Raw genomic sequence first — 12,879 nt, 5'->3', positions numbered from 1 at the left:
TATTGACTTGGAGTACACTCTAAGTTGTACATTAGGTGCATTAGAAGGATTTGGAAAGGAGATCCATAGATGACGGATAAGGATATGACGATTCAACAAGTTGCAGACCTGACTGGACTGACTGCGCATACGCTTCGTTATTATGAAAAAATCGGCATGATGGAGCCGATCCGGCGGGCGAAAAACGGGCATCGATCCTATCATCTGGATGATATGGAGTGGATCAGGCTGATCGTTCGTTTGCGCTCAACAGGAATGCCGATCGCTAAAATGCAGCGGTTCGCGGACATGATGCGAATGGGAGATGCGGGAATTAGCCAGCGGAGGGCGCTGCTGGAGGAGCACGAACAAAAGTTGATTTTGCAGGCGAAGGAATTAGAGGATACACTGGAAGTTTTGCGCGACAAGATAGCTTATTACCGGGCTTGGGAAAGTGAAGAGCATTCAGGCTAGTTTCCTGCCTGTGTATTGTTCGTTCAGACAGCCAGATTCAAATACATATTAGGGGGGATGTTATAGTGCTGCAGTTGAAACTCGGTGCCACAGGTTTAAAAGTCAGTGCGTTAGCTTTGGGATGTTTGAATTTTGGATCCCGAACCGGACGGAGGGACTCTTATCGTCTGTTGGATCAATATGTGGATGCGGGAGGAGCCTTTCTGGACACGGCCAATAATTACGCTTTTTGGAATGAAGGATGCCTCGGCGGGGAAAGCGAGTCCTTGCTGGGTCAGTGGATGAAAGACCGCGGTAACCGTGATCAAATGTTTATAGCGACGAAGGCGGGGGCGAAGCCCTCTTATCCGGGAGCGCTAAACAGCGCCTATACCAGGAAAGATGTGTCCATCCCGGAATCGTACGCAAGATCGGAATCGTTATCCAGATTGCAGATGTTGGAAGAAATCGCCGCCGAAACCGGAGGGACTTTGAATCAAATCGTTCTAGCCTGGATGCTGCAAAGCGCACCGGCAGTCATTCCGGTCATTGCGGCCAGCACCCCGGAGCAGCTTGGCGAAAACCTGGGCGCGTTGGAGATTAGTTTAAGCCAGGAACAGTTAGAGAAGTTAAATCAGGCATAAGCGCAGATATTTTTTACGTTGTTATTTTCTCGTTTCCTCATTATAGTTAGTTTATTGCACAAACATAATATATCATAATCGCTGTAATGACGCGGTTCTTTCGAAGTATTGCCCACAATGTGCCCACAAAAGCTATTTTATTGTGGAAATGAGATCTTGCATAAGGTTGTCTAGCTTATCGACGTTGGCTCTTCTTCGTGCCTCCGTTACATGATAGTATACACGCTTGGTCATATCATCGGTTGAGTGGCCAAGTTGTTTTTGTATATCTTCAAGTGCCGCTCCTGCCTCGGCGCTTAGGCTCGTAAATGTGTGCCGCAGACTGTGTGGAGTAATAGCTGTTGAAAGATTAGTTTCTTCCAAGGCACGTCTTAGAGCATACTCAACTGTTGAAACGAGTAACGGATAACCGGGAAATTTACGATAGCATACAAATAAAAAACTACGTTTTGGTTGTATATAATAACTTGGACCGCATAACAAACGGAATGCTTTTAAGTCTGTTTTTTGGTTTTCAATTACCGCAGCCACTGTTTCGCTAAAGTCCACTGTTCGTATTGATGAGATGTTTTTTGGCGTAACAAGCTCATAATTCTTAATGCCTCCTTTTGGAATATATTGACTAGCTATGACTCGTATCGTTCTTTTCTTTGTATCGACTCGATCATCTTCGAGCGCGCACAACTCTCCTATCCTGAGTCCTGTGTAAGTTAAAATAAAAACAATACGATAAAGCTGCCGGAACCCAAAAGCAATTTTCGGATCTGGCTCTTTGGCTGCCATCTGTTTAATTGTTTTGAGTAATTCTACTACACTCTCTTTTTCGAGATATTCCGGCAATTCACCGGCCGCCGCGATCAGTTCTAAATCACTAAAGGTTTTTTTTACAGAGGGACGAACTGAATTTTCTGTTGGATCAATTGCAATAACATTCATCCGTTTAGCTACCCGGAAAATCATACGAATTGTGGAGTAGATATTCCCGATCGCACTTTGACCAAGCTTGTGTTCGTCTCTAAGAGATATAAAGAAATTCTGTATCTGCAAGGTAGTTATATCTTTCAACTTTACACCTGCAAACGTCTTTTTGGCTTGCTTTAAGTGAGAATACTTACCTTCAATCGTACCAGGCTTTAGTTTCTTTTCACTTGCATAGATTTCTATAGCTTGATATGCCCAGTCGATAAAAAGAACATTTTTCTCATCTACATAGGTCCCGTCTATCAACTTTGCCTCGATAAGTATCCCCGCTTGGTAAGCTTCTAACGGAGTCGGATACTGCATGGTATCTCTCTGGCTTCGTTTCTTGGATCCGTCAGGCTGTGTGACGGAAATTTCATATCGATACGTATACCCCTTGCCGCGTTTGCGGACATTTGGCAGCAAGTCTTCTTTCTTCTTTCTAGGCATTTTGCACCTCCTTTTCAGAAATCGGGAATGTATGTTCGGTTTAATGCGTATATTGAACAGCCTTTCGGCTGGGAAGCACGAAGGTTATAGCACTAGAACATCTCAGCAACACCTAGTGGATCAAAATAAATAGTGTAATTATTCCAGATTGTGAGAAGCCCAAATATATTACGATATCTATCTATACTTGCTTGAAGGAATTCTTCTGTGACATCAAGGTATTCAGCAATTTCGTATCTACCTTTTACACGGGCGTGAAAGGCCTGTACAAGTGCAGACAACGGAACAAGCCTCTCGTATCCCCATTGCCGAGCTCTAAGCTCCTGTTGTTGATTCTCCAGTTTTGATTGATCAGTAATGTCACCAACGGTTTTGTAATGGTGTCCAAGCTCTTCAACTAAAATGCATTTACGCTCTCGATCGGTCTCAAGGTTTTTGTTTAGAAGTATCATATCTCCTACGCACGATTCAATGTAGATCCCCTTTAACCAAGCCGGAAGCGCTGATTTATCATCTAAAGTAATTGGAACCTCTTTCCTAAGCTCCTCATAGTTGACCATCCATTCGTCCTCCGGCTTACTTATCGTCTTTGGCTAATGCTATTTTCATAGCAAGTTTAATTTGAGCGATTTGATCCTCAGTCAATGGACCATTATGGCCGACTTGGTGGGCTGCTAGTGTGAGAATGTCCTTTTCAGACAAAGTATCGTGAAATTGGTTGTTAGAAAGATTAACTACTCTTTTCAGAGCATTACAAATAAAATTTTTATTTTCAATATTCATTTCTCTAGCCAATTGCTTGATTTCATAGGGAGTGAATTCAAAATCTGCCCAGCTTTCACCTTTCAATAGGGGGCCTAATTCGGTTTCTAAATAAGTGAGGACGGTGTCATTAAATTTACCATCATCGGAAATTGAATCGATAATTTTACTAATTTGATGATCAAGCTCATCCATCTCGCTTTCATCAAATAGCCCTAAAACAAAATCTTTGTCAGCTGCATTTAACCCCTCAAGATATCCCGCGTGTTCCATTAACTCTCCATAAGTATAAGGTCTGAGGTGCTCCGCTAAAATTCTTAGAGTTTCGGGTTGCGGTCGTTGAATACCAGCTTCGATTCTTGAAAGTGTGGTTTGAGAAATTCCTGAGATGTCAGCTAATTGTTTTTGAGTCTTATAGCCGTGTCGCTTCCTTAGATCCTTTAAAAACTCACCAAAATTATTACCGGACAAAACGATCACTCCTGACTATTAATTGGGATTATTATACACCATGCATTGCGCACACGCAATTATTTAATTCCTTAATATTGCGCGACCGCATATTAAGGTGTATATTGTGAATATGCGAGGACGAATATTTTTAATGCGCCAACGAATTTACAGGCAGAGAGAGGTGATTTATATGAAGAAGGTCATTCGCTTAAAAGTAAAAGAGTTGATGAAGGCTCAAATTGACAATGATATTCCGACCGATTCGGCGCTCGCAAAGTGTATAGGTGTGTCCCCATCCCAAGTATGGAGAGCAAAGTTACCACCGAACGACGAACGACACAACACACCAGGAGTACAGTTCATAGCTGGCGTGCTCGGAGCGTTCGATAGTACATTCGAAGATTTTTTCTTTGTGGAAGACATTCAGAACTAAAAACAATTGCATATGGGGGCGTTTATATTGAATCCGACTCAAACCACAAGAATAATGCGAACGGTGTTAGATATGCTCGACACACCAGACAGACAACTAGTAATTCATCAGATAAGTAAAGATTACGGCTTTCAAGAAGTCGTACCACGTGCCTACTCAGATAAAGAGCTTGCCGAGCGGTATGAAGTAAACGTCCGTACAGCAAGGAAGTGGCTAATCATTGGTAAGATTAGAGGCTTTCAGAACGATGACGGTCGCTGGTACACCCGAGCGGACTGGATCGATGAATATGAACGGGGGAGAGTCTCATGAGTAAAGTTCAGGATCTGCAATCCACAGAAGTAATCGACCATTGCGCTAACCCAGAATGCGGCACCGAGATCCATTTCGGGCAAGCCTGTTACAAAATCGGCCATGAACTGGTTTGCTCCGGCGGCTGTCTGGTCAAAAAGCTTGGAGCGGTGACCGTGATCGCGGGAAGGGAAGCAGCAAATGAAGCCTAGTATCGGACGCATCGTGCATTTTAACAGCGGTGACGGCCCAGCAGCCGCTCTGGTCATCAAGGTCCGTAATGAAGGTAGCACGCTTGATCTTCAAGTGTTTTACCCAAACGGCGGGATTAAGCACATGTTTGGCGTCGAAGCTGGTCGCCACTTAGGTGGATGGAGCTGGCCGCCACGGGAGTAGGTGCGGAGTAGACACATATTGCGCATTAAAAAACCGGCTGAAATGCCGGTGAATTCATAGTATTCCTGATCTCTCTGAAGGAAGGTGACAGGTTTATCCACGGTTAGAAGATCCGAGTATTTATAAAGGGGAGTTCAAGTAATTACTAATGATGTGCAGCTAAATTCTGCAGTAATAGATTATTATACTTCGCCGCATGTTTTTGCTCATCGAGAATAATTCCATACAATGTATCCTTATAAATACCGCATGGAAGCCCAAACCAGATCTTTCGATATTTTTCAACTGCAGATAATTCTCCTTGGAAGGCTTTTTGTAACCCAGCAACATACGAATAAACACGGTCTGGTAATTCGTTGCTAACTCCTGTGACTTCATATCCAGTTAGTTCCCTGTACATTTGTCGGAACATTTGATTATGCCCTCGTTCGTCATTTCGGATAGAGATAATTACTTGAGCTTGTTCTTGATTCGGAGCAAGTTGAATGAGTTGGTCATAAAAAAGTTCATCATTTCGCTCCCCTTGGACCGAATTTCTTATTAATTCAAGTGCGTCTTGTGTTGAAGTGGCCCAAACGGGGACAAATTGAGATCTACACCAGTGTGGAAAAACCATACTCATGAATGTATCCTCCAGTATTGTAAGTAGTTTTACCCTTAATTTATGCGCATACGCCCAGTGTGTGATTATGCCAGTTGATAGAAAATTTGCTCAAGGATTGGAAAGGTACTGAGATCTATTAAGTACACAGGAAGAAGAGGAGATTAATGAGTAGTTCGAAAATTTGATGCGATTAAGAAAGGGAGTTGAGTATATGAAAGGCATTATATTTCTAACTATTCGCGGAAAAGGCTTTTACTTTGTTGACAACGGGTTTACAGAGGAAGAAGTCAGAGAAATGCAACATATCGCAGATGATGTTTCTGTAATTTCTAAGGATAAGTCAGAGGAAGGAGTCTGTCGGTTGTTTGTATCAGATGCACAAGCGTATTTAGGCATTGAACTTCAACAAGTGACCATTACGCATGTGATTCGGATAAATTAATTACGCAGTTCGAAAATTTAGCTCAGGAAGGTGTTTCGTTATGCAAAGGGGGCCATATTTGCCGCCAAGAAAGTCGGTTAGCGACCGGATTGAAGATTTGCGCAAACAACGGGAGGAGATCGATAACCGCATAAGATCATTAGAAGCCTTGAAGCGGGAAGCACGAGACGAAAAAGAAATAACGTTTGATGCTGTGAAAGCGAGTCATCAGGATCGAAAAATGCCCTATTGGATGAAAAGCGGTAGGCACGGTTAGTCAAATTTAACACGCTTGAGGGGGAGGTGAGGGTGATTTGAAGGATTTGGACTTATTGGTCCGCAAGTTTGAGCTGATGCGGATCCGCTGGAGAATATTGAATGGCCGCACTCGTTGCATCGACGAAGAAACACAGGACGGCGCGTTGTGGTGGCTGGATCGTGAAATTATCGCCTTAAATGAAAAACAGCCTCTCGCGGGGTAGGAGCCCGGGAAGCTGCACAAACAAATTAATCTAAGGCCAGTGTAGCACTGGCTGAGAGGAGAAATCAAGTATGGGGTGCGATATTCATTTGTTTGTAGAAAAGCGAAATGTTTTGTCTGGGAAGTGGGAAGCCATCAAGGGCGTGAATGAGCCGGAGATTTTAGATTTAAAGTCCCTAGTACAGAAGTGCAAAACGCGCGCGGAGGATACAACATATTGGGAGCAACGTATTCAGGAGGAAGAATCAGGGGTCTTTGATTTCTTACACAGTGGCCGTAACTATACACTCTTTTCCCTTCTTGCCGGAGTACGAAATTCTTATGGCCTTAATCCGATCCATGAACCGAAAGGGCTGCCGTCTGATATTTCTTATAAAGTCAAAGAGAGTTCAGATGATTGGGGCGGAGATGGACATAGCCATTCCTATTTAACAGCTAAGGAGCTTCTCAATTTTGACTGGAGTCAAAGCATTAAATTAGAAGGGTGGGTAAATGTCGAGGGTTATAAGGAGTTCAAGGAAAATGGCTCACCGTCAACATGGAGCCGTTCCGTCGGTGGTGGTGGCGTTGATCATGTCACACATTACGATATGGAGAATTTCATCGCTAACAATGGTGAGTACTATGGCTTTGGAAGAAGCCCATACACTCTAGTTCAATGGACATTGTCATGCGAGGATCATCTAGCATCTTTTTATACTTGGTCCATTCCAAAGTTAAAAGAACTTGCTGGAGAAGACCTGGAAAGCGTACGCATTGTCTTCTGGTTCGATAACTAAAAGGGGGACTGGATCTAATGAAAAGTACTGGAATCGTTCGTCGTATCGATGAACTTGGTCGTGTAGTTATACCGAAGGAGCTCCGCCGGACGCTCGGGATCGCCGAGGCGGATCCGCTTGAAATCTTTGTGGACGGGGAACGTATCATTCTCCGGAAGTATCAACCTGGTTGCTATACCTGCGGTAAGCCTCACGTAACAATGAGGGAGTTCTATGGTCGGCAAATCTGTACCAATTGTATTTCCGATATCGTTCGACTCAATCAGCAATAATCCAATTTTTATATTAGGAGGACTCATTTATGCCAGTACAAATCATGATTAACGGCGAGAACGCCACGCAAGCCATCGAAGAATTCGCAACACTTTCCGCCGCTTTTGGGGGCCGGACCTCGGCGCCTGTATCGGCTGTAGTAGAAGAAACGAAACCGAAGCAGCGCAAATCCGCTCCGGCCAAAGAGCCAGAGGGAAAGGTGATTGATCTCGATAAGATTGAAAAGGAAATCGAGGAAGAAAACGGGGCCGCTCAGGAGGACGTTGAAATTCCGAGCGTGGTCGATCTTAGGACTAGGGCCCAAGAAGTCGGTCAGGACCCGAAGAAGAAACCGAAGATCAAAGCTCTGCTCAATGAGTTTGAAAGCGCGTCGATCTCGGATGTGCCGGAAGATAAGCGGGCCGCTTTCATGGCGAAGCTGGAGAAACTATGACGCAGCCAGCACACGCTGAACGAGCTCATGCCCTGTTAGGGGCTTCAGGTGCGAGTCGATGGATTAATTGCCCGCCGAGCGCCCGGCTGCAGGAGAACATCCCAGATAAGCGCAGCGAGTACGCCGACGAGGGTACCGCAGCACATGAGTTGTCTGAGCTAATTCTGCGCCGCCGCCTTACCCCGTGTAATGCGGCTGAAAGAAAGCGTCTGGATAAAGCGGTTGATGATTTTAGGAAAAGTAACCCTTATTACGGGCCTGAGATGGAGGGTGCAGTCAGCTATTACGTTGCTGAGGTCGAGGAGCGGTTCATGGCCGCGAAGGCTCGGTCAAAGGATGCGGTGATTCTTTTTGAGGACCGGCTGGATTTTTCGGAATGGGTTCCAGACGGATATGGTACTGGTGATGTGGTCATCATCTCAGACTGGCTACTTGATGTCATTGACCTTAAATATGGCAAGGGTGTTCCAGTCAGCGCGATCGGTAACCCGCAGCTCCGGCTGTATGGCCTGGGTGCTTGGTCGAACTGGAATTACCTTTATTCGATCAAAGAGGTCAACATGACAATTGTGCAGCCACGGCTTGATAGTGTCAGCACCGATACCCTTCCACACGGTGAGCTGATCGAGTGGGCCGAGACAGTGGTTAAGCCTGCGGCCGCCCTGGCCGATGCCGGCGAAGGAGATTTCAAATCCGGGGATCATTGCCGCTGGTGCAAGGTTAAGGGGAACTGCCGCGCTCGAGCAGACGAGAACATGAAGGCACTGGCGTATGAGTTTCAGGATCCTGCGCTGCTATCCTTGGGGGAAATCGGTTCGGTGCTGTTTGTGGCCGAACAGCTCAAGGCTTGGGCAAAGGATGTGGAGGATTACGCCTTCGAGCAGGCCAAGACCGGGGCTAAGATCCCGGAGTGGAAGCTGGTCGAGGGCAGGAGTAACCGGGCCATCACCGACAAGGAAGCACTCAAGGACAAGTTGATCGAGGCCGGCTTTGAAGAATCGAAGCTACTTAAACCGCAGGAGCTACTTGGGATCGGTGATCTGGAGACAAAAGTCGTTGGGAGCAAGAAGGAATTCGCAGCATTGGCTGGTGATCTTATCATCAAGCCACAGGGAAAGCCTACACTCGTTCCTGAAACAGATCCACGTCCAGAAATGAATAGCGTTGAGAATGATTTTGCATATGAAAATTTTGAGGAGGCTAATTAATCATGGCAATCGATAATCAAACTACGAAACTGGTAACGGGTAAGGTTCGTCTTAGCTATGCGAAGGTGTGGGAAGCAGAGGCCGATGATTTCGGAAATCTATGGTACAGTACGGCAATCTTGATCCCTAAAGACGATAAGGCAACGCTGGCTAAGTACAAGGCAATTGTTGAAACTCTCAAAGAGCAGGCAAAAGCCAAGTATGGCGGAAAGCTTCCGAAAGATTTTCATACTCCCCTGCGCGACGGCGACGAAGAGGCAGAAGATAAGGGGGAGGCCTACGAAGGGCACTACTTCTTTAATGCGAAAAGCAAAAATAAGCCAGGTATCGCTAAACCGATTGGCAAAGATGCTGGCGGAAAGACGAAATTCCAAGAAATCACGGATACAACTGAAGTTTACTCCGGGTGCTATGCAAAAGTTTCTGTAAACTTCTATCTCTTCGATAACAAGGGCAATAAAGGTATTGCTGCAGGCTTGAATAACATCGTGAAGGTACAAGACGGTGACTTCCTCGGTGGCCGCAGCAGTGTGAACGATGATTTCGCAAATGAGGACTTCGACGACGATATCGTTGATATCAGCGATGACGAAGATTACCTGAACTAATCACTTTTTACATCTAGGGGTTTCCACATGGGGCCCCTTTTTATAACCGAATTTTTACCGGAAATTATGGGAACGGAGGAACATTCATGGGGATTAATGATTTGGTGAAAGCAGCTCACAGGAATGCAGTAAATAAAGGTTGGTGGGACGAAGATCGCAGCTTTGGGGAAATCATTGCCTTGATTCATTCGGAAGCTTCGGAGGCGCTGGAAGATTATCGAAATGGCCGCGATATTACAGAAGTTTGGTATGAAAATAAAGAATTGAAAACAAGACTCAATGACCCTATTACCCCAAATTGCAAACCTTGCGGCATTCCGTCCGAGTTGGCTGATATTGTGATTCGTGTATTTGACGCCTGTGGACGGTATGATATCGATCTTGAGAAGGCGATTACCGAGAAGATGGCTTACAATTCCACCCGGCCACACAAGCACGGTGGGAAAGTGATATGACCGTTCTGCAGATCGACCTTGAAACGTACAGCAGCGTCGATATCAAGAAGTCGGGAGTTTACCCCTACGTAGAGGCGCCCGACTTCGAAATCTTGCTCTTTGCTTATGCCTATGATGACGATCCGGTGACGGTTATCGACCTGACTGATTTCGAAGAGCTTCCTGATTTCATCCATCACGATCTCTTTGACCCTGGAGTTATCAAAACTGCATTCAATGCAAACTTTGAACGGACAGCGCTGGCCAAGTATCTCAGAAAGCCGATGCCGCCGGAACAATGGCGCTGCACAATGATTCACGCTCTTACGCTCGGGCTTCCCGGCTCCCTGGCCGAAGTGGCCAAGGTGCTAAAACTTCAGGAACAGAAGGACACCGCGGGTAAGGCACTGATTAAATACTTCTCCACTCCGTGCAAGCCGACCAAGGCAAACGGCGGACGGACCCGAAATTTACCATACCATGCCCCGGAGAAATGGGAGCAGTACAAAGCCTATAACCGGCAGGACGTAGAGACGGAGCGGGACGTGCGCAAATATCTAACGGCCTTCTCGGTAGCAGATGATGAATGGCAACTGTGGTCGCTGGACCAGCGGATCAATGACAGCGGTGTAAGGCTGGAGCTAGAACTGGTCAAGCATGCCATTGCCTGTGATGAGCAATATGCAGCAAGATTGGAAGCAGAGGCCCGAGAGTTGACCGGGCTTGCAAATCCGAACAGCGTGGCGCAGCTCACAGGTTGGTTGCGTGATCGCGGGCTTGTGATAAACGGGATTACGAAGGAGACCGTTCCGATCTTGATCGATCAGGCCGGAGGGGATGAGGAAGCTGTTCGGGCTCTCCAGTTACGGCAAGAGATGGCCAAAACATCGGTCAAGAAGTACGAAGCCATGCAACGGGCACGGTGTAGTGATGACCGAGTGAGGGGGTTGCTTCAGTTCTATGGAGCTAACCGTACCGGACGCTGGGCTGGCCGATTGGTGCAAGTGCAGAACCTTCCGCAGAACAAGCTGAAGGACTTGGAGCTTGCGCGGGATGTTCTCCTTTCCGGAGATTATGAGTTGTTGGAGATGTTGTTCGGACCGCCTCCCTTTGTTCTCTCTCAGTTGATCCGAACGGCGTTTATCCCTTCGCCTGGCTGCCGCTTCATCGTCGCCGACTTCTCGGCGATCGAGGCCCGGGTGATCGCCTGGCTGGCTGGAGAAGCCTGGAGGTTGGAGGTATTTAAGACTCACGGGAAAATCTATGAAGCCTCCGCTGCTCAGATGTTTCACCTGTCTCTGGATGAGATTACGAAGGATTTACGGCAAAAGGGGAAGATCGCGGAGCTTGCTCTGGGATACGGCGGTGGTGTCGGTGCATTGGAGACGATGGGAGCTTTGAAAATGGGGCTTTCTGAGGACGAACTTCCGCCTCTGGTAAAGACCTGGCGTAAGGCAAATCCGAAGATCACCCAGCTGTGGTGGGACGTGGATAATGCAGCCATGACGGCCGTACGGGAACGCCGGACAGTCAAGCTTCAGTACGGCCTGACATTATACTGCGAGAAGGGGTATTTATTCATCCGATTGCCGTCTGGACGGAAGCTGTCGTATGTGAACCCGCGGATCGTTGACGGGAAGTTTGATAAGCCAGCGTTAGCATACGACGGTGTGGACCAGACCAAAAAGACCTGGGGCAAGATCGACACCTATGGCACCAAATTGGTTGAGAACATCGTTCAGGCGATCAGCCGGGACTGCTTGGCGGTTAGCATGCAGCGTCTGGATGAGGCTAGTCACCAGATCCGGATGCACGTTCATGATGAGGTAATCATCGATGCACCTTGGATTGAGGACGCCTTGACAGAAATCACAGAAATTATGGCCCAGCCGATTGACTGGGCACCGGGATTGCCCCTGCGGGCAGAAGCTTATGAGACGGATTTCTACCAGAAAGATTAAAACTAGATTACGTTTTCTGATTTTAACAGATCCAAAATTAATTCAACTTTTTGGTTTCTGGGTAGGTCTTTTCCGGTAAGATCATTCAAATCTAAGTAAAACTCAACGAAGTCAGTAAGATCAGAGATGTCATCAACTTTAATTCCTTTTTTTCCCTCGTTGGTATTAAAGAAAGCGGACACAGCCGTATTTAAATTTTTGTATACTTCTGACTTAAGCTTGAATTTCTGTACTTTAGGAGACTGGTTTGAAGATAGGGATCTTTTAATGTTGGCTACATCATATCGTAATTCTTCCATTATTTGGAATAATAAAGCATCAGGAGAAACAGTGGTCTGATCAATAGCGGCAACGGTAAATTCTCCAAAGCTTTTTAAAAACGGCGAGTGATTTGGATCCGACAAAAAATCCTCATAAGTAGCTTGAACTTTTTTTGCAAGGCTGGTTTTAAATTCTGTTATTTTGTTGAAGCGTAAATCTCTTGGATAGTTAATGTGCTCAATTCCTCCTGGGTCAAAAGTATAAGTAGTTTGATCATCTTTAATAATGATGGTCGGTTTATCAAAAGCAAGTCTCATACCGAGTTCAAACATTACGTTTGGATTCTTACAACTAACATCGCAGATAACTACATGTGAATTATAAAGACCCTGTACGATTCTTTTATGTATTAAGCCACTACTGTCTCCTTCACTAACAATTTTCACGTTGCATTTGTACCCTGGGATAGCGCTTAATGCTTCTTCAATAATATTTTTTACATCTATCCAGTGTTCTGGAGGGCAATTTTCTATATGCGCAATAGGCATCACTAACCCTACATCTAGAGTTTTAATCTCATCAGACATTTAAAAGC

Annotated in this window: 19 protein-coding genes; 14 read left to right on the top strand and 5 right to left on the bottom strand. The window is 45.9% G+C overall.

The genetic code is table 11. The features are described from left to right. Positions 1-69 precede the first annotated feature (69 nt). A complete protein-coding gene (locus tag ACLB09_RS09725) occupies positions 70-453 on the top strand; it encodes a MerR family transcriptional regulator (protein WP_410769620.1) in 384 nt (127 codons plus the stop codon). Between the two features lie 65 nt (positions 454-518). Then, a complete protein-coding gene (locus tag ACLB09_RS09720) occupies positions 519-1,076 on the top strand; it encodes an aldo/keto reductase (RefSeq protein ID WP_410769619.1) in 558 nt (185 codons plus the stop codon). A 132-nt stretch (positions 1,077-1,208) separates the two neighbouring features. On the opposite strand, the gene ACLB09_RS09715 is transcribed toward ACLB09_RS09720, so the two are convergent. The 3 genes from ACLB09_RS09715 to ACLB09_RS09705 all read right to left on the bottom strand — a co-directional run bounded on the left by ACLB09_RS09715 (position 1,209) and on the right by ACLB09_RS09705 (position 3,719). Continuing rightward, positions 1,209-2,486 carry a tyrosine-type recombinase/integrase gene (locus ACLB09_RS09715; protein ID WP_410769618.1) on the bottom strand — a complete coding sequence of 426 codons (1,278 nt, stop codon included), beginning with the start codon at positions 2,484-2,486 and terminating at the stop codon, positions 1,209-1,211. Positions 2,487-2,578: 92 nt separating this feature from the next. Beyond that, entirely contained in the window at positions 2,579-3,046 is a 468-nt protein-coding gene (locus ACLB09_RS09710) for an ImmA/IrrE family metallo-endopeptidase (protein ID WP_410769617.1), read from the bottom strand. 16 nt (positions 3,047-3,062) lie between these two features. Beyond that, complete coding sequence (locus tag ACLB09_RS09705) at positions 3,063-3,719, bottom strand: helix-turn-helix domain-containing protein (protein WP_410769616.1); 657 nt, start codon at positions 3,717-3,719, stop codon at positions 3,063-3,065. Positions 3,720-3,891: 172 nt separating this feature from the next. Between ACLB09_RS09705 and ACLB09_RS09700 the strand changes: the two genes are divergently transcribed. Both ACLB09_RS09700 and ACLB09_RS09695 read left to right on the top strand, forming a co-directional pair. Further along, positions 3,892-4,134 (top strand): hypothetical protein, encoded by a 243-nt coding sequence (locus ACLB09_RS09700; protein ID WP_410769615.1) that lies wholly within the window; start codon positions 3,892-3,894, stop codon positions 4,132-4,134. Between the two features lie 308 nt (positions 4,135-4,442). Then, on the top strand, positions 4,443-4,637 hold the full coding sequence (locus tag ACLB09_RS09695) for a hypothetical protein (RefSeq protein WP_410769614.1): 195 nt from the start codon (positions 4,443-4,445) through the stop codon (positions 4,635-4,637). Positions 4,638-4,966: 329 nt separating this feature from the next. Here the strand turns inward: ACLB09_RS09695 and ACLB09_RS09690 are convergent, their stop codons facing one another. Beyond that, a complete protein-coding gene (locus ACLB09_RS09690; RefSeq protein WP_410769613.1) occupies positions 4,967-5,443 on the bottom strand; it encodes a ferritin-like domain-containing protein in 477 nt (158 codons plus the stop codon). Between the two features lie 193 nt (positions 5,444-5,636). Between ACLB09_RS09690 and ACLB09_RS09685 the strand changes: the two genes are divergently transcribed. From ACLB09_RS09685 to ACLB09_RS09640, 10 genes are all read left to right on the top strand, one after another. Further along, entirely contained in the window at positions 5,637-5,867 is a 231-nt protein-coding gene (locus tag ACLB09_RS09685; RefSeq protein ID WP_410769612.1) for a hypothetical protein, read from the top strand. Positions 5,868-5,925: 58 nt separating this feature from the next. After that, positions 5,926-6,123, top strand: coding sequence for a hypothetical protein (locus ACLB09_RS09680; RefSeq protein WP_410769611.1), 198 nt, complete (start codon positions 5,926-5,928; stop codon positions 6,121-6,123). A 37-nt stretch (positions 6,124-6,160) separates the two neighbouring features. Beyond that, the gene (locus ACLB09_RS09675) at positions 6,161-6,328 is read left to right on the top strand and encodes a hypothetical protein (protein ID WP_410769610.1); all 168 of its coding nucleotides are present in this window, start codon (positions 6,161-6,163) and stop codon (positions 6,326-6,328) included. A 70-nt stretch (positions 6,329-6,398) separates the two neighbouring features. Beyond that, positions 6,399-7,106, top strand: a complete 708-nt coding sequence (locus ACLB09_RS09670; RefSeq protein WP_410769609.1) for a hypothetical protein — start codon at positions 6,399-6,401, stop codon at positions 7,104-7,106. Positions 7,107-7,123: 17 nt separating this feature from the next. Continuing rightward, positions 7,124-7,378: an AbrB/MazE/SpoVT family DNA-binding domain-containing protein gene (locus ACLB09_RS09665; protein WP_410769608.1), complete on the top strand. Its 255-nt coding sequence runs from the start codon at positions 7,124-7,126 to the stop codon at positions 7,376-7,378. Between the two features lie 29 nt (positions 7,379-7,407). Further along, complete coding sequence (locus tag ACLB09_RS09660) at positions 7,408-7,812, top strand: hypothetical protein (RefSeq protein WP_410769607.1); 405 nt, start codon at positions 7,408-7,410, stop codon at positions 7,810-7,812. Beyond that, on the top strand, positions 7,809-9,020 hold the full coding sequence (locus tag ACLB09_RS09655) for a DUF2800 domain-containing protein (protein ID WP_410769606.1): 1,212 nt from the start codon (positions 7,809-7,811) through the stop codon (positions 9,018-9,020). Before ACLB09_RS09660 ends, ACLB09_RS09655 begins: the two co-directional genes overlap by 4 nt. Positions 9,021-9,022: 2 nt before the next feature. Continuing rightward, the gene (locus tag ACLB09_RS09650; protein ID WP_410769605.1) at positions 9,023-9,628 is read left to right on the top strand and encodes a DUF2815 family protein; all 606 of its coding nucleotides are present in this window, start codon (positions 9,023-9,025) and stop codon (positions 9,626-9,628) included. Positions 9,629-9,714: 86 nt separating this feature from the next. Further along, positions 9,715-10,083 carry a nucleoside triphosphate pyrophosphohydrolase family protein gene (locus tag ACLB09_RS09645; RefSeq protein ID WP_410769604.1) on the top strand — a complete coding sequence of 123 codons (369 nt, stop codon included), beginning with the start codon at positions 9,715-9,717 and terminating at the stop codon, positions 10,081-10,083. Further along, the gene (locus ACLB09_RS09640; protein ID WP_410769603.1) at positions 10,080-12,023 is read left to right on the top strand and encodes a DNA polymerase; all 1,944 of its coding nucleotides are present in this window, start codon (positions 10,080-10,082) and stop codon (positions 12,021-12,023) included. The genes ACLB09_RS09645 and ACLB09_RS09640 overlap by 4 nt, the downstream gene beginning before the upstream one ends. A gap of 2 nt (positions 12,024-12,025) precedes the next feature. On the opposite strand, the gene ACLB09_RS09635 is transcribed toward ACLB09_RS09640, so the two are convergent. Continuing rightward, entirely contained in the window at positions 12,026-12,871 is an 846-nt protein-coding gene (locus ACLB09_RS09635) for a hypothetical protein (protein WP_410769602.1), read from the bottom strand. Positions 12,872-12,879: the final 8 nt, after the last annotated feature.

Source organism: Fontibacillus forbon (genome assembly GCF_046559655.1).
In the GTDB taxonomy this organism is placed as follows: domain Bacteria; phylum Bacillota; class Bacilli; order Paenibacillales; family Paenibacillaceae; genus Fontibacillus.
This window is presented reverse-complemented; position numbering and strand designations above follow the sequence as displayed.

Coding starts and splice junctions, on each gene's coding strand:
- ACLB09_RS09655 (WP_410769606.1), top strand. CDS start 7,809: ATGACGCAGCCAGCACACGCTGAACGAGCTCATGCCCTGTTAGGGGCT.
- ACLB09_RS09715 (WP_410769618.1), bottom strand. CDS start 2,486: ATGCCTAGAAAGAAGAAAGAAGACTTGCTGCCAAATGTCCGCAAACGC.
- ACLB09_RS09665 (WP_410769608.1), top strand. CDS start 7,124: ATGAAAAGTACTGGAATCGTTCGTCGTATCGATGAACTTGGTCGTGTA.
- ACLB09_RS09685 (WP_410769612.1), top strand. CDS start 5,637: ATGAAAGGCATTATATTTCTAACTATTCGCGGAAAAGGCTTTTACTTT.
- ACLB09_RS09650 (WP_410769605.1), top strand. CDS start 9,023: ATGGCAATCGATAATCAAACTACGAAACTGGTAACGGGTAAGGTTCGT.
- ACLB09_RS09710 (WP_410769617.1), bottom strand. CDS start 3,046: ATGGTCAACTATGAGGAGCTTAGGAAAGAGGTTCCAATTACTTTAGAT.
- ACLB09_RS09670 (WP_410769609.1), top strand. CDS start 6,399: ATGGGGTGCGATATTCATTTGTTTGTAGAAAAGCGAAATGTTTTGTCT.
- ACLB09_RS09645 (WP_410769604.1), top strand. CDS start 9,715: ATGGGGATTAATGATTTGGTGAAAGCAGCTCACAGGAATGCAGTAAAT.
- ACLB09_RS09635 (WP_410769602.1), bottom strand. CDS start 12,871: ATGTCTGATGAGATTAAAACTCTAGATGTAGGGTTAGTGATGCCTATT.
- ACLB09_RS09660 (WP_410769607.1), top strand. CDS start 7,408: ATGCCAGTACAAATCATGATTAACGGCGAGAACGCCACGCAAGCCATC.
- ACLB09_RS09690 (WP_410769613.1), bottom strand. CDS start 5,443: ATGAGTATGGTTTTTCCACACTGGTGTAGATCTCAATTTGTCCCCGTT.
- ACLB09_RS09700 (WP_410769615.1), top strand. CDS start 3,892: ATGAAGAAGGTCATTCGCTTAAAAGTAAAAGAGTTGATGAAGGCTCAA.
- ACLB09_RS09695 (WP_410769614.1), top strand. CDS start 4,443: ATGAGTAAAGTTCAGGATCTGCAATCCACAGAAGTAATCGACCATTGC.
- ACLB09_RS09725 (WP_410769620.1), top strand. CDS start 70: ATGACGGATAAGGATATGACGATTCAACAAGTTGCAGACCTGACTGGA.
- ACLB09_RS09640 (WP_410769603.1), top strand. CDS start 10,080: ATGACCGTTCTGCAGATCGACCTTGAAACGTACAGCAGCGTCGATATC.